The sequence below is a fragment of the Paraburkholderia sp. HD33-4 genome (genome assembly GCF_021390635.1).
In the GTDB taxonomy this organism is placed as follows: Bacteria; Pseudomonadota; Gammaproteobacteria; order Burkholderiales; family Burkholderiaceae; genus Paraburkholderia.
In genome coordinates this window covers 515,515-530,496 of sequence record NZ_JAJEJS010000003.1, presented here as the reverse complement: position 1 = coordinate 530,496, position 14,982 = coordinate 515,515, and the positions used below count along the sequence as shown (strand labels likewise).

The 14,982-nt window shown below is 58.8% G+C and carries 17 protein-coding genes; 4 read left to right on the top strand and 13 right to left on the bottom strand.

Annotated features, from left to right (window positions below):
* Positions 1-80 precede the first annotated feature (80 nt).
* From L0U84_RS36935 to L0U84_RS44310, 3 genes are all read right to left on the bottom strand, one after another.
* The gene (locus tag L0U84_RS36935) at positions 81-674 is read right to left on the bottom strand and encodes a Crp/Fnr family transcriptional regulator (RefSeq protein ID WP_233857959.1); all 594 of its coding nucleotides are present in this window, start codon (positions 672-674) and stop codon (positions 81-83) included.
* Between the two features lie 189 nt (positions 675-863).
* Positions 864-1,706 (bottom strand): prephenate dehydratase, encoded by an 843-nt coding sequence (locus L0U84_RS36930; RefSeq protein WP_233857957.1) that lies wholly within the window; start codon positions 1,704-1,706, stop codon positions 864-866.
* A 208-nt stretch (positions 1,707-1,914) separates the two neighbouring features.
* Entirely contained in the window at positions 1,915-2,391 is a 477-nt protein-coding gene (locus L0U84_RS44310) for a GNAT family N-acetyltransferase (protein WP_442794100.1), read from the bottom strand.
* 96 nt (positions 2,392-2,487) lie between these two features.
* Between L0U84_RS44310 and L0U84_RS36920 the strand changes: the two genes are divergently transcribed.
* Positions 2,488-3,138, top strand: a complete 651-nt coding sequence (locus L0U84_RS36920; protein ID WP_233857954.1) for a helix-turn-helix domain-containing protein — start codon at positions 2,488-2,490, stop codon at positions 3,136-3,138.
* Positions 3,139-3,173: 35 nt separating this feature from the next.
* On the opposite strand, the gene astC is transcribed toward L0U84_RS36920, so the two are convergent.
* Genes astC through L0U84_RS36890 form a run of 6 tightly spaced genes read right to left on the bottom strand, consistent with a single transcriptional unit; the run spans position 3,174 to position 8,100 of the window.
* The gene (gene astC / locus L0U84_RS36915; RefSeq protein WP_233857952.1) at positions 3,174-4,397 is read right to left on the bottom strand and encodes an acetylornithine/succinylornithine family transaminase; all 1,224 of its coding nucleotides are present in this window, start codon (positions 4,395-4,397) and stop codon (positions 3,174-3,176) included.
* 18 nt (positions 4,398-4,415) lie between these two features.
* Positions 4,416-5,171, bottom strand: a complete 756-nt coding sequence (locus L0U84_RS36910; protein ID WP_267940129.1) for an amino acid ABC transporter ATP-binding protein — start codon at positions 5,169-5,171, stop codon at positions 4,416-4,418.
* Between the two features lie 23 nt (positions 5,172-5,194).
* Positions 5,195-5,797, bottom strand: coding sequence for a hypothetical protein (locus L0U84_RS36905; RefSeq protein ID WP_233857950.1), 603 nt, complete (start codon positions 5,795-5,797; stop codon positions 5,195-5,197).
* Positions 5,798-5,835: 38 nt separating this feature from the next.
* Positions 5,836-6,609, bottom strand: coding sequence for an ABC transporter permease (locus L0U84_RS36900; protein ID WP_233857948.1), 774 nt, complete (start codon positions 6,607-6,609; stop codon positions 5,836-5,838).
* A 3-nt stretch (positions 6,610-6,612) separates the two neighbouring features.
* The gene (locus L0U84_RS36895; protein WP_233857946.1) at positions 6,613-7,290 is read right to left on the bottom strand and encodes an ABC transporter permease; all 678 of its coding nucleotides are present in this window, start codon (positions 7,288-7,290) and stop codon (positions 6,613-6,615) included.
* A gap of 12 nt (positions 7,291-7,302) precedes the next feature.
* A complete protein-coding gene (locus L0U84_RS36890; protein ID WP_233857944.1) occupies positions 7,303-8,100 on the bottom strand; it encodes a transporter substrate-binding domain-containing protein in 798 nt (265 codons plus the stop codon).
* A 463-nt stretch (positions 8,101-8,563) separates the two neighbouring features.
* Between L0U84_RS36890 and L0U84_RS36885 the strand changes: the two genes are divergently transcribed.
* Positions 8,564-8,782 (top strand): hypothetical protein, encoded by a 219-nt coding sequence (locus tag L0U84_RS36885; protein ID WP_233857942.1) that lies wholly within the window; start codon positions 8,564-8,566, stop codon positions 8,780-8,782.
* Positions 8,783-10,004: 1,222 nt separating this feature from the next.
* The gene (locus L0U84_RS36880) at positions 10,005-10,697 is read left to right on the top strand and encodes a CBS domain-containing protein (RefSeq protein ID WP_233857940.1); all 693 of its coding nucleotides are present in this window, start codon (positions 10,005-10,007) and stop codon (positions 10,695-10,697) included.
* A gap of 203 nt (positions 10,698-10,900) precedes the next feature.
* Here the strand turns inward: L0U84_RS36880 and L0U84_RS36875 are convergent, their stop codons facing one another.
* From L0U84_RS36875 to L0U84_RS36865, 3 genes are all read right to left on the bottom strand, one after another.
* The gene (locus L0U84_RS36875; RefSeq protein ID WP_233857938.1) at positions 10,901-11,347 is read right to left on the bottom strand and encodes an SRPBCC family protein; all 447 of its coding nucleotides are present in this window, start codon (positions 11,345-11,347) and stop codon (positions 10,901-10,903) included.
* A gap of 149 nt (positions 11,348-11,496) precedes the next feature.
* Positions 11,497-11,880 carry a VOC family protein gene (locus L0U84_RS36870; RefSeq protein ID WP_233857936.1) on the bottom strand — a complete coding sequence of 128 codons (384 nt, stop codon included), beginning with the start codon at positions 11,878-11,880 and terminating at the stop codon, positions 11,497-11,499.
* 167 nt (positions 11,881-12,047) lie between these two features.
* On the bottom strand, positions 12,048-13,535 hold the full coding sequence (locus L0U84_RS36865) for a dipeptidase (protein WP_233857934.1): 1,488 nt from the start codon (positions 13,533-13,535) through the stop codon (positions 12,048-12,050).
* Between the two features lie 98 nt (positions 13,536-13,633).
* On the opposite strand from L0U84_RS36865, the gene L0U84_RS36860 reads away from it, so the two are divergent.
* On the top strand, positions 13,634-14,368 hold the full coding sequence (locus tag L0U84_RS36860; RefSeq protein WP_233857932.1) for a haloacid dehalogenase type II: 735 nt from the start codon (positions 13,634-13,636) through the stop codon (positions 14,366-14,368).
* Here the strand turns inward: L0U84_RS36860 and L0U84_RS36855 are convergent.
* Positions 14,351-14,962: an NUDIX domain-containing protein gene (locus L0U84_RS36855; protein ID WP_233857930.1), complete on the bottom strand. Its 612-nt coding sequence runs from the start codon at positions 14,960-14,962 to the stop codon at positions 14,351-14,353. The genes L0U84_RS36860 and L0U84_RS36855 overlap by 18 nt on opposite strands.
* Between the last annotated feature and the right edge of the window lie 20 nt (positions 14,963-14,982).

Sequence of the window (14,982 nt, the reverse complement as noted above, 5' to 3'; positions counted from 1 at the left end):
GTAGTACAGAGGGAGGTGAATCCAATGTGCCCCACTCTACGCGAGTGACCGGACCGTCGTCTGTATAGCGAGTTACCAAATCACCCGAGAAGTTTTGATGGGTCTAGTACCCAGATGCGACGCTGTCGGAGTTCGATTGCACCGAGGGCCGTGAGCCGCTTCAAGGCCCGCGTAACGGTGACCCGGGTCGCTCCCGTCATCGCAGCGATTTGCTCGTGGGTCAGGTGAATGGATATGAGCGTTCCACCCTCGCGCTTCTCACCGTACAAATCTGCCAGCCGACCGAGCAATTCCCCGATTCGCATTTCTGGCTTCGGAAGCGCGAGGTATTGAATGCGGGAGGCGAGAATCCGCTGCTTGATTGCAACGATGCGCATTAGGGAGATTGCGAGCTCCGGGCAGGACGGAATTGCCTCCGCAATAACCCTGATATCAAACTCAATGAGTTCGGATGTCTCAGCGGCGATGGCTGTGGCAATACGCGCAAAGCCATCCATCGCAGGCGACTCCCCAAACATTGCCCACGGCCCCCTCATCTCGAGCATGAACTCGGGACCGTCGCTCGCAGAGCCGTCGATGCAGCCAGACGCAGAGCCGCCGCGCCCCTGAGCTGTCAGTGGGCCAAGCGTGCCCTGAACACCGAATAGGCACGCCGCACTGAGTTCCAGATGCATGCCCTGCGCTCGCCAGTGGTGACTCGACGACAGGAGGTCAGAGACGCGCCCACGGCGCACCTGCCTTAAGGCAAGGCCTGTGCCTGGCATCGCCTCACGTTCACGAGTTTAAGCGATTCGGGCCGTCTGACATCTCCGTTATTACGTCTCGCCGCTCCACGCCCTTCAAATCTTCGGGCGAACCGGTTTTCAATACTTCCGGGCGTAAGAACCAAGCACCCTGACTTGAGCATTGGCTTGCACGAACTGTTGCAGAGCGCCCACCTTGGAGTGCCCGGCCACTTCGATAAGGTAGAGGTGGGTGTCTAACGTTCTTTTGCTCGGACGCTCGTAGATTGCAAGGATTTTGAGCTTCGCGGCAGTCATATCTTCAAGTAGCAAAGAGAAGTCCTTATCTTCGATGTCGACAAGAAGAGATGTTTTGTCGTTTCCGGTCGGCGCAGGCATCTGCCTTCCAAGCACCCACCATCTCGTCACGTTGTGTGGACCTTCTTCGATGTTGTCGACGAGAGAAATGAGTCCGTAAATCGAGCCCCCGATTTTCGGCCCCATCGATGCTGAGTGGAGCGACCGGCTTTCCGATACGCCCTTTGCGGCTGCACCGCCACCGAGTGCGGTCACACGCCGGACAGTGGGCATTTCCTTGTCGAGCCACGGTTTGACTTCTTCTAGCGCCACGGGATGAGCGACGACCTCTCTGATGTCTTCCAGCTTCACGCCGGGACGCGCGAGAAGGCTATAGCCGAGCATCTTCGGATACTCGGCAATCACGACGACAGATGAGAGAGCGAGTACAGGGTCAAGATAAGGTGTAACGCCGACCACTGAGGTCGTCACAGGTACACACGCCTGGTCGATTTCTCCACTGGCGAACGCTGCGAACAGTCTTTCACTCTCCAATCCAATCAGTCCTTCCGGACCAAAAAGGTCCAGGCAAGCCTGATGCGTCCATGAGCCGCCCGGCCCGAGGTAGCCAATCTTCGCTTTCGAAACCTCAATTTGGCTCTCAGAAGCCGAATTCAAACTTGCCATGTTTAACCCCTGCCCAGAGTGCTGAGTGAACCAAGACGACATCGCTGAGGCGTTTTTGATTGCGTGCGGCAGCTAGTTCAGTTTCCGCGGGGTACCGGCCGCGGGTCTGCTGCTGACAGACAGCAGTTCATAACTGCAAATCACGCATCAAGTGCTGACATTTTAACAACATGCCAATTTTTTACTATAATGAAAGACAGCATACCCCTTACAAATCGAGTCTGAGGCGTGGTCCAACTTCGACGAAGCCCTCTGATTTGTAGAAACGGAGCGACCGAGTCCAGCGAGGCTGGTGTGGAGCGCCGACGTCCATCCGCTTCCAGCCTCGCGCCCGTCCGAATTCGGCGGCCCGATGAACCAGGAGTGCCGCAATGCCACGCGACCGATGTTCCGGTTCGACATACAACTCAGTAATCTGGCCAAAGACACCACCCGCGAAAATGGCAACCCCCTCTGTGAGCAGAAGGAGGCCAATAGCATGCTCATCATCGATTGCGACGAAACCAAAACTGCGTTCCCTGTCTCGCAACACCTTCTCCACGGATTCGAGACGATATTGTGGTATCGCGTCGTCTTCGCGGAGTTCGGCGAATAGCGCTGCTACCAGGTGGCTAACAGCGGCAGCATCCTCGCTCGTGACTGGGCGGACTTCCGCGCCGCTTGCCTTGACATCATCATGTGTCATTTCTTCGACTCACTTTATGACAGACTTGGCGGAACCAGGTCGCCTCATATAATGGCAGCCGAGGGTACTTATCCGCCAATCAACGGTTGAAAATCCATGCCACAAACGCAAGCAAAACCCCCACTACAGGAACAGCAGAACGTTGATGCTGACAAGCCGCGTGACCCGGACGTGGAGAAGGTCTCACGAGCTCTGTCAGCGCAGATTCACGCCTTCCGTACGGCTGCAGGCATTGCATCCGGAACCTTGGCGAAGATGGCAGGCATTTCGCATTCCATGCTCTCCAGAATTGAGAAGGGAACGGCAACGCCTTCCATCGAAACCCTCACGCGAATCGCCAATGCACTCGGCAAACCGGTGTCGCGCTTTTTTGTCGACCAAAGTGAGCGGCATGACTGTTCGTTCGTTCCCGCCGGTGGTGGTGTATCCGTAGACCGCGAAGGTTCGTCGTTTGGTCACGTCTACACCTTGATAGGCCATGTGCTTTCCGGAAACCTCTCAGTTGAGCCGTACATCGTGACTCTCGATGAGAATTCGAAACCTTGGTCCACGCATCAGACAACAGGTCTACAGTTTCTTCACGTTCTCGAGGGCCGAATGAAGTATCGCTATGCCAACCGCCTGTACGACGTAAAACCTGGAGACAGTCTGCTATTCGACCCCAATGCAGCGCACGGGCCAGAGGAAATCGATAGCCTCCCGGTTCGCTTCCTTGCCGTCTTCTTCAACATCCGGGAGTACAGCTAGCGCTATCGCACAATGGCGGCCCCAATCACTTGGGTTCACTCGCTTGTCGAGGCGAACTGGACGACCGCCGTTTCAAGCGCATCCAACCCGCCGCGGAGTACATCCAGCGGAATCACAAGCGATGGAGCAAACCGGAGTACGTCTGGTCCTGCCATCAGAGTGAAAACGCCCGCAGCGTAAGCATGCTCAACGAGCTTCGCTGACTGGCCTTTGAATCGCTCCCCAAGTTCGGCGCCAATGAGTAGCCCGCGCCCACGAATCTCGGCGAAGACCGAAGTTCTCGAATTGATTTCGGCCAAACGCTGCATGCAAATGTCATGACGTTGCTTCACCCCCTCAAGTGTCTGAGGACGTCTGACGATTTCCATGACCTTTCCAGCGACCGCCGCGGCGAGAGGATTCCCGCCAAAGGTGCTTCCGTGCGACCCTGCAGTGAAATGCCCGGCCAAACGCTCGGTAGTCACCATTGCCCCAATAGGGAAACCGTTTCCCAGTGCCTTCGCGGTCGTAAGGATGTCGGGAATGACGTCATATCCCATATACGCAAACAGCTCACCGGTCCGCCCGACACCGGTCTGCACCTCATCGAAGATGAGTAGCGCATCGACCTCATTACAGCGAGCACGCAGCGTCTCAACGAACTCGGCGGAAGCTGGCCGCACGCCGCTTTCGCCCTGAACCAGCTCGACGATGACTGCGCAAGTCGCTTCAGTAATTCCGTCTAGTGCGGCCCGCGTGTCATTGAATGGTAGGTGTCGTATGCCCGGCGGCAACGGCCCGAACGGTTCACTGTACTTTGTTTGGCCACCGACGCTAACTGTGAAGAGGGTCCTGCCATGAAAGGAATGATGAAAAGCAACGATTTCCGTCTTGCCCCTCTTGGCGTCTCCCGCGTCATAAGCGACCTTGCGGGCCAGTTTCAACGCTGCTTCGTTCGCTTCCGCACCGGAGTTTGCAAAAAATGCTCTATCGGCAAACGTCGAATCCGTGAGTTGCCTAGCCAGGTTTAGAACTGGCTCATTGGTGAAAACGTTGCCAACGTGCCATAGCGTCTCGCTCTGTTCACGCAATACGGCGACCAGTTCGGGATGAGCGTGACCGAGCCCCGTGACCGCGACGCCTCCGGCGAGGTCAACGAACTGGCGACCGCTTTGGTCCCAAACGAGTGAGCCCTTCGCTTTACGAGGAATCAACTGCGCCGGTGAATACGTCGGTGCGATGAGCTTTCCAAAGTCACTACGTTGCACGACTGCCTGCAAGACACTTCTCCGGTTGGCTTACTTGTGAATCATCTGGCTGAGGAAGCGCTTCGCACGCTCAGTCTTTGGAGCTGAGAAGAACTCGGCTGGCGGAGCATCTTCGATGATTTCCCCTTGGTCAAGGAACAGAACACGGTCTGCGACCGCTTTTGCGAAGCCCATCTCGTGCGTGACACAGAGCATTGTCATCCCGTCCTCGGCTAGAAGTGTCAGGGTGTCTAGTACTTCGCGCACTACTTCCGGGTCCAGCGCGGACGTCGGCTCGTCCAGCAGCATGATTGTCGGAGACATGCAAAGGGCCCGCGCGATGGCGACACGCTGTTGTTGCCCACCGGACAGCTGGGCCGGGTATTTTGATGCATGTCCAGAGACGCGCACACGTTCGAGCATCTGCATTGCCTTTTCTTCCGCCTCCTTGCGCTTCATACCCCGCACACTCATAGGAGCCAACGTGCAGTTCTGCAACACGGTCATATGCGGAAAGAGGTTGAAATGCTGGAAAACCATCCCGACATCCGCTCGAACCATACGCACATTCTTGACGTCATCTGTGAGTGCAACGCCGTCAACAATGATGTCGCCAGCATCATGTTTCTCCAGTCGGTTCACGCAACGGATTAGCGTCGACTTGCCCGACCCGGACGGGCCACAGAGCACGATTTTTTCGCCCTTCCGGACATCAAGGGACACGGACTTCAGCACATTAACGTCGCCGAAGCTCTTGCGCAGACCCTTTATGGTAATCACGTATTCAGCGTTCGATTCGGTAACCATGACAAATCCTCTTTGCTTGCTGCTCAGCGGGCAGCCTGTTTCAGTTCGCTCTGGTAGGCTCGGCCTGCAGGACTATCCCTCCACGTCACCACTTTTCCTTCGGAGAGTCGTTGACGGCCGTAGACGATCCACGGGTCGTCGACGGTTCCGACAATCTCATCGAGCCGGAAGCGTGACGGGTAATCCTTAGCAAGCGACGAATAGGTCAGTCCGCTCTCGTACTTTCCAGAGAGTAGTCCCTCGGCAACCGACGCTGTCGACGTTTCGGGGATGAGTTGCAGGCCTTCTGTGTCAACATAGTCCCGTGTCGCAGGTTGCAGCGCCAACGACTTTGGCTGTTCGACATCGATACGAGTGACGACGGCCATGTCTTTGCTCCCTGACACGAACGCATCGACGACAAAGAGATGCTTTCGAAACTTCGCCACGATTTCTGTAGTGGATGGATGGACCGCCACCTGAATCAGGTAATCTGCGTCGCCATTTATCACTGCCTTGGCTGCAGTATCGAAATCAAGAACCAGCTCGACAGAAGCTTTATCCTCAAGCTCATGAAATTTCAGATATCGAGCGGTGACAAATTCATGATTGCTGCCACTCGGACCTAGGGTCATAAATCGAAGCACTTGTAAATCTCCAGACTTGTAAAAAAGGGACCGTTCCCTTAGTGCGAGGCAGTCTGCGTGTCAGCAGAATCGCCCGCTTCGAGCGCCGCGACGCGGCTTCTCTTCCTGGGCGTCGAGGTTGAGTCGGGCTTGCCGGTCTTCCGTCCCACGATGAGTTCAAGGTGCTTGAAGAGTTGTGCGAGAACGAACGTCATTGCCAGGTAGACAAGACCTGCACCAACGAAAATCTCATACGGTGCGTAGGTTTCACTGACGAGCAACTTCGACGTTCCCGTCAATTCCATGATGGTCACGGTGGACGCCAGTGACGTCGCTTTGAGATTCAGAATGGTCTCGTTTGCGTACGCGGGGATTGACATCCGGACTGCAAGGGGCGCCTTAATCTTGACAAGAATTGACGCATTGCTGAGGCCAAGTGCCTGCGCTGCTTCAACGATACCTTTTGGAACTGCGCTCAACGCTCCCATGAGAATACGTGCCGTGTAAGCGCCTGAATTCATGCCCAAAGCAATTACTGCGCACATGAACGGGTCGCGCAACAGCGGCCAAAGCATCGAATGGCGGATAAAGGAAAATTGCCCAAAGCCGTAATATAGGAAGAACAACTGCACCAAGGCTGGCGTACCGCGGAATGCACCGATATAGAACTTGACGAAGCCATTCAGAACCGTCGAATTGCTTAGCCCGAGCAGGGCCATCGGGACACCGATGCAGATACCTGCGACCACAATAGCTGCGAAGAGCTCGAGCGTTACAGGTAAAGATGCGAGCAGCTTGGGGAGACTTGAGATAAGCAGTGGAAAATCGAACATGTCTCACCTTGCCAAGGATGTAGCAGTCTTTTGCCGTGCAAAGCCGAAGGCGTTCGTCATGGCGTAGCTGAGCACAAAATAGAGAATGCCGGCGACCAGATAGAAGAAGAATGGTCGGTTGGTTCCCTCAACGGCGAAGCCTGTGCGTCGCATCAGGTCTTCCAGGCCGACGAGTGACACGAGTGCGGTTTCCTTCAAGAGAACCGTCAGTTGATTTCCAAACGCAGGCAGCGCCAACCGCCACGCCTGGGGAGCGATGACATGTACGAACGCACCCGAGGATGACAGGCCAAGCGCGGAAGCGGCCTCCATCTGACCTCGTGGAACTTCGAGAATGGCACCACGGAAGATTTCCGTGGCATAGGCGCCAAACACCAGGCCCAGTGACACAGCACCTGCGGTGAACGCGTTGATTTCGATGGACCGACCCATCAAATGCGATAGGGTTGAACTTCCCCCGTAGTACACGAGAAAAATTACCAGCAGGTCCGGTACCCCTCGAATCGTCGTCGTGTAGGCACCGGCAATGTGCCGCAGCACACTCGACGGCGACAACTTCGCTGCTGCCATCAGCACGCCGATGACCGAGCCAATTGCCGTGGCTGCCAATGCCACGAGCAAGGTAGTGGCGGCACCCAACAAAATCAGACCGCCATATCCGTTAAGAGTGAAACTAGACATGCTGGCACCTGGTTACATCAGAGGGAACGGGAAGTACTTCTTGCGAATCTGGTCGTAAGTACCGTTTTTAATGATTGCATCAAGCGCGGTATTCAGACGGTTGCACAGGTCGCTGTCATCGAGGCGGACAGCGATAGCGTTCCCCTCTCCAAGGACGCCGCCTTTGAACTCCGGCCCCACGAACGTGAAATCGCCGGACTCAGGACGCTTGAAGAAATCGGCGTAGAAGGTCGCCTTGTTTCCGATGATTGCATCTACACGGCCTGCCACGAGGTCAAGTTCCGGCTGGCGCGTGTCGTCGTAAAGCACAAGGGTCGCAGTTTTGTCGTAGCCATTCGCAGTGAGCCACTGATGCTGTGAGGAGCCGCGCTGAACACCGATGCGCTTGCCCTTCAGACCTGCTGGCGTCACATCCTTGATGCCGCTGTCCTTGGCGACAATGAAGCTCGAGGTCGTCTCCTTGTATTTATTCGTGAACAGAACCTGCTTGCGACGAGCCGGCGTTGTCGACATCGAGGCCACGATGGCGTCATACCGGTTAGCCTGCAGGCCCGGAATAATGCCGTCCCACGCCTGAGCAACAATCTGGCACTTCACTTTCATCTGCGCACAAAGGGCGTTTGCGATATCCACATCGAAGCCCTGCAGGTTACCGCTGGCGTCCTTGAAGCTCCACGGCGGATAGGTTCCTTCGGTCGCGACGCGCAGCGTGTCGCTGGCCGAAAAAGCCGGTGCCGCCGCCGCCATCGCCACAACAGCCAAACCACATCCGAGCGCGCCCCGGAGACGTTGAAACAGACTGAATGACATGGTCTTCGCTCTCTCGCAGTTACAGCGCAGGTCATCCGCGCCATGGAGACAAGGTAGTCAACCGTTAATTTAATGTCAATATTTTAATTATATGCAAACACCCTACCAGGGTAAACTATGACATCGGACAAATGTTGCCCCTCGTGACGTCGTGGAAGCTGAACGGGAAACTCGACACAAGACGTCCATGTCTTTCCGGCAGTGGGCCGGCAATGTATGGACGCGCCCGGCACGCGGAGAAATCAGATTTCGCGTCTGGAGGCAATTCGGAAGTCTGCAGTCCACCCGAGGTGCGCACGACTGCGCCTCACCGTGTCGACTTTGCACACACGCCCGGCTACGATAAAGGTCCATGCTCGACGAGCGCCGATATCTGCGCCCAAGCTCGTGGCGAAACAACGTAATGGAGCAACGAGCACGCCGGCGACCGAACCCGACATGTCCGAAATCCGGTTGAACGCTAATGCAGAACGAGTCGTACAAGGGCTACGCCCTGTGGGGTCACGCAATTGCGCAGCAAGAAGAGCTTCTGGAGCGGAAACGCTATGCCGGAAGTGGCACCATTACGCGTGACAACAGGCTCGTCGAAGCCTCTGCCGTACTTGGCGTTTTTGATAGTGAACAAGAAGCCGAAGACGCGGGAGTGTCTTGGGCGCGTGCGTGGGTGGACAGTCACGGGTAGAACCGCGTACCGACCCACGCACATGGAACCTGCACGCCAATCGTGGACTACATTGACGCCGTCGACATGGCGCCGCTGCTGGCCGACGGCATAAGAGCCGTAGGTGGCCCTCTTGTGCATGCCGCGCGGGTTCACTATGTTCGCACCACTCTTTGATAAGAGGCTTTTTTGTTTTCTGGCAAAGCCTTTTTAGACTGGAAGAGACTTGTTTTTCAATTAAATTAGATACCGCGTCTTATACGTCGCGCAGGAGCGAACCTACTTCACAGGCGGCTTTCTCTTTTGTGAGCAGGCGAAGTATAGGAGTAGTTGCGCCAGATGAGAGACCAGCCGACAAAGCCCTCCGCTGAGCACCAGTCGGCGCACCGTTGACGAGCAAGCGTCCGCGAGACATCCTAGCGGTTAGAAAGTCTGCAACGTCGAGATTCCCGCTTGAGCCTAGCCTGTGTCCTTGAAGAGCAAGCCTGCATGAGGGCGGCCTCAAGATTATCCGGCCGGAGCTTTGGAATGGATGCTGGTCGAACGATGTAGGGCAGCAAATCCGGCGTTCGCTGATTCGAAGGGCCAAGTCGACAGCGACGCCAGAGCGTCAATCAGAAAGCCTTGCAGGATGACTTCCAACCGGTCGCGAAGCGGTTGGACGGTGGACAGGCGTTCGCGCGACGCGAGTGAAGGGTGCTCGAGTCGCTAAGGTTGAGCTCGAATATTGCTGCCATGCACCATGCGAAATCACGGTTGGAACCAACTTTACTGTTATTCAGGCGTTGAAAACTATCTGACTCCGACTTTGTTGTGTCCCAGTACCAGCGGCAAAATCTCCCTCGTCTGGCATCCTCCCCGGCGAAGTTAACCTAAACTCTGTGCGTGTCGCATTTCTCAACAGGCTGTGCGTATCCATGCGCCGACGGCATCGCGCCGCTCCGGACCGCCAGCCACAACACGATCACTTTGACGGACAGAGGCTGCGCCGCGTGGCCGATCGGGGTCCGCGCGGTTGCGCCAGAACGGCCGCGGTTCGTCGTGCCCGGTGTCGCGACGATGACACGCCGTGCGAGGTGCTTCACCCGCCGCAAGCGTGAAGCCCGCGCGACCCGAGCGACGCTGCATTGAACACCTGATCAGGCGCCTCAGCACCGCGCGGGACCGCCGCCGGTGCGTCTGCCGAAATCGCGCGACGCGTGCAACCGCTGAGGACTCGTCGCGGTCCGCAGAGGGGAAGAACATGCGCGCGCTCGACATCATGACTTCTTCGGTCATCACCGCAACACCGGATATGACCATCCACGACGCAGCGAAACTGTTCGTCGATCACCACATCAGCGGTATGCCGGTGCTCGGCGCTGACGGCCGGGTGATAGGCATCGTCAGTCAGGGCGATCTGCTGCATCGCGTGGAAAACGGCACCGGGCACGGCAAACGTCGATGGTGGCTCGAATTGCTGTCGTCGTCGGCTCGGGAGCAGGCCGCGAGGTATGTGAAGGAGCATGGCCATGTCGTCGGCGACGTGATGTGCGAGAACGTCATTTCGATTCCCGAAGACATGCCGCTGCACCAGATCGCCGATCTGATGGAGCGCCGGCATCTGAAACGCGTGCCGGTGCTGAAGGATGGGCAGCTCGTCGGCATCGTCAGCCGCTCTAACCTGATCCGCGCGCTCGCGGCCGTCGAGCCAATCATCGACACGAACTCGCACGACGATGCAAGCTTGCGCGACGCAATCCTGCGCGAGATGCACGGACAGCGCTGGGGGCTCGCGAAACACGGCGTATTCGTCAAGGACGGCGTCGCGCATCTGTGGGGCATCATCGAATCCGAAGAGGAGAAGCGCGCAATCCGCGTCGCCGCGGAGAACGTGCCCGGCATCAAGCGGGTAGAGAGCCATCTGGAATCGCCGAGTGTGATTCCGACGATGTAGCCGACGCGCCGTCTATGCGCCGAACGTTCCCAGCTTGAGTGGTCGAGTGCGGCCGGCGCGGTATGGAACCGCGCCGACGTGTGCAATGGCGGCGCGCCTGACCGGTGGCGGCCGCATGCGTGCGCAGATGGAACCCGTGACGGCCGCGTCGTCGAATAACCGGGGAGTCTCGTCGCGTGCGAGGCTTCGTCACAAGTCGAACGTCAGTCCGGAATCTCCGGCTCGACCAGCTTCGCCAGCTGCGCGAGCGACTCCTGCCAACCGAGGTAACACATCTCGACCGGAATCAGCTCGGGGATTCCCTCCTGCACGATGTTCAGCTCGGTTCCGCACGACACCTGCCGCAACGAAACGGTCGTGTGCATCTGACCGGGCAGATTCGGATCGTCGAAATGGTCCGAATAGCGGATCTTTTCGAACGGAACGAGTTCGAGGTACTCGCCGCCGAACGAATGACCGTTGCCCGAGCCGAAGTTGTGAAACGACATCCGGTAGGTGCCGCCGACGCGCGCATCCATCTGATGCACGTCGCAGGTGAAACCATATGGCGGCAGCCATTTCGCCATCGCGGCGGGTTCGAGGAACGCGCGATAGATACGCTCGGGGGTCGTGCGCAAAACACGGTGGAATTTGACGGTTCCGGTAGCCATGATGAGGCGCCTTTCACAGGAGTGGGTTGAACATACTGTCACGACGCGCCCGCGTTGCGGGAATCGACATGCACGAGACCAGGCAAAACCCGTAGACGGCGTCGATACGCGCCGCTGCTGCTTTCGCTTCCCGCCCTCGGTCCGCGCGCCTATTTCCGCGCGACGGCCTGGCCGACCACGAAGCGGTGTCCGTCGGGCGTTGCGGCGACGAATTCGCGCATGCCGTACGGACGGTCCGCCGGCGGCGAAACAATCAGCGCGCCTCGCTGAACGAATTCGTCGTGAAGCACATCGACATCGTCGACTTCCATGTAGCCAAAGTAACTGTGATCGCCGATCGCCGAGGCCGGCACGGCGTCCGGGCAAGAGCCGAGCATGACGCGCACCTGGCCTCGCGACAGCAGGCGCCAATCGGAGGCGTCGGCCCAGTCCGCGTGGAAGCCGAGCACGTCGCGGAAATACGAGGTGCTTCGGTCGAGGTCCTGGACGGCGAGGACGAAGGCAAAGGGGCGCAGTGAGTTCGGAGTGGGCATGAGGATTCCTTGGGTAGTTCGACCGGGCGGGCTCGATCGACGTTAGGAGACAACCTGGAGACGTTTGCCTCGCACGCAAGCTCTTTGGTTCACTTCACTCCAGACACTGGTGACACGGTAGACGTGTGGTGCATTCACCGCTACGTCTACCGCCTGCGCCGCGCCGATCACCCCATCGACGCCTCGAACACGCGCCGATAATTACCGCCCAACAGCATTTCGCTTTCCTTCTGCGAAAATCCGGCCGAAAGCAGCGCGGCCCCCAAAGCCGGCAACTGGTCATAGTCGCGGAAAACCGGCGGTGAGATGAAGCCGTACATATCCGTACCGAGTCCGACATGCTCGACGCCTACGACCTCGACCATCCGTTTGAAGCCGTGCGCCATGCCATCGAGGTCGTGGAACGTCCCCGAACTTGGCCACACGCCGATCACGCCGCCCGTCTGCGCGACCGCGCGCGCATGATCGGCCGTGATCAGGCGGCTACGCGCGCCGGGGTGCGTCGCAAGCGCCGTGTGCGATAACACCAGCGGCTTCGTCGTGACGGACGCGGCGCGCTTCACCAGGTCGTACGTGCCATGCGCGACGTCCACGACGATGCCGAGCGCGTTGCAACGACGCACGACGTCCGCGCCGAAATCGGTGAGACCGCCATGCACCGGTGCCTCGGTTTGAATATCGCCGAGTTCGTTGACGCGGTAGTGCGTCAACTGCAAATGCCGCAGCTGATGTTGCGAATACGCTTCGTCGACACGCTCCAGTTGGCCTTCGAGAAAATCGCCGCCTTCGGACGCGATGATCACATGCGGGGTCCGCGGATCCGCGGACGCAAGCATCGCCGCATCGGTCACGACGACCAGTTGTTCGCGCTCGATCAACTCGTGCGCGCGAGCAAACTCGGTTTGACCCAGCTGATAAAGCTCGCCGGGCTGCGGCGTGCGCCATGCCTCGAAGCGTTTGCGGTCGGCGGACACGCGCGTGACGACGGTATCCGTGACGATCGCGAGGCAGATCACGTTCATGCCGCCCGCGCGCATCGGCGCGCTGACCGGCGTGAACGGCCGATGCGCGCCGAGCTTCGGATTGCGCGAAACGATCACGTGGCCGGCGTGACTGTGCATGTCGATGGTCAGCGCACCGGCGGCAGCTTGCCACTGCTCGGGTTCGCTGTCGCGCGGCTCGGCCGGGTCAGGCTCATGCGAATCGGTGTAGCCCGCGAAGCGTCCCGGCGCACAGGCCGCAAGACTCAATGCAGCGCCGCTCGCGAGAAACGCGCGGCGGCTCATGCCCGCGGCGCTCGACGATGCGCGCTTCGGTTCCGACACGTGCCGCGCCGCTTCGAGCTGATAACGCCAGCCGGCCGGATCGTCGATGAGCCGGATCAGACGGCCACGCAGCCGGACGAAACCGCCGTCGAGTTCGAGCGGATCGCGCGAAATCACTTCGATGCAGCGCAACGGGTCGCGCGGCACGCATCCGCCGCAGCACGGTTCGTCCTCGGTGAGCAGAAAATAGTCGGCAGCGCTCTCGGTCGGATCGAGCGGAATCATCCATCCGCCGATCTCCACCGTCGATGCGCTCTGCTCGTGGGTCGAGTCGTCGCGCATCGCGTTCCATACGGACTGCGTTGCGCTCGAAGCGTCACCGCTCGCCATTGAGTCACCCCGTCGTGATTGGTCGACCGATGATAGCAACGCATGCTTTCTTTTCGCCTAAGATGGATTGTTCCCGCCACAGCCGCCAAAGGAAGGTCATGGGCATCGACTCGACACATCAAACCGCCATCAAAGCTTTCGTGTTCGATGTCTTCGGAACCGTGGTCGACTGGCGAAGCGGTGTCGCGCGCGAAGCGCAAGCGTTTCTGCAGCGGCACGCACCGAATCTCGACCCGTCCGATTTCGCGGACGCATGGCGACGCGAGTATTCGCCCGCGATGGAAGAAGTGCGCAGCGGACGCAGACCGTATGTGCGGCTCGACGTGTTGCATCGGGAGAACCTCGTCAAAGTGCTGGCGCGTTTCGGCATCGCCAACGTTTCCGAGCCGCAGATCAATGAGTTGAACCTCGCCTGGCATCGGCTGGACCCCTGGCCCGATGCCGTCGACGCATTGCAAAGGCTGAAGACGCGCTTCATCATCGCGCCTCTTTCGAACGGCAACATTCGCCTGATGGTGGACATGGCAAAGCGCGCCGGTCTGCCGTGGGATGCCATTCTCGGCGCAGAGGTAGTCCGCGCTTATAAACCGTCGCCGCAGGTCTATAGCGAAACGGCGGAAATTCTTGGCATTGCGCCATGCGAGCTATGCCTCGTTGCCGCGCATAACAACGATCTCGCCGCCGCCCGACGCGTCGGTCTGAGCACCGCGTTCGTGCTGCGGCCGACCGAGCATGGCCCGCAACAGACGAGCGATCTGAAGGCGGACGAGGCGTGGGACTTCGTCGTCGCCGATCTGCACGAACTCGCGACGCAACTAGGCTGCGCGCGCTGAGGCAACCCCGCGTAAAGCGATGTACTGCAACAACATGATCGTCTTGCCGTCGACGATCTCCCCCGCGTCGACCGCCCGTAACGCGGCTTGCAACGGCATTTCGATCACCTCGAGATCCTCCCCCTCCTCCTCGACACCGCCGCCATCGTCGATCCGCATCGACGCGTCGTACTCGCCGACATAGAAGTAGAGCTTTTCGGTCACGGATCCCGGGCTCATGTAGGCCTCGAAAATCTTGTGGACCCGACCGACGCGATACCCCGTTTCCTCCTCGACCTCGAGGCGGATGCGCTCCTCCGGCGAAGCGTTGTCGAGCAAGCCGCCCGGCGCTTCGATCATCATGCCGTCGTGACCGTTCACGAAGGTAGGCATGCGGAATTGTCGCGTGAGTATCACGTTGCCGGTGCGCGGACTATGCAGCAGGATCGTCGCGCCGTTGCCGCGATCGTAGGTCTCGCGACTCTGGCGCTGCCATGTGCCGTCGCGACGCAGAAAGTCGAACGTGACCTTCTTCAGCGTGTACCAGTCGTCCGACAGCAAGGTCGTTCCGACGATGCGAACCCGGTCTTTCGTTGCAGTTTTCGTTGCAGTCATGGTGCCTCCTGTCGACCATA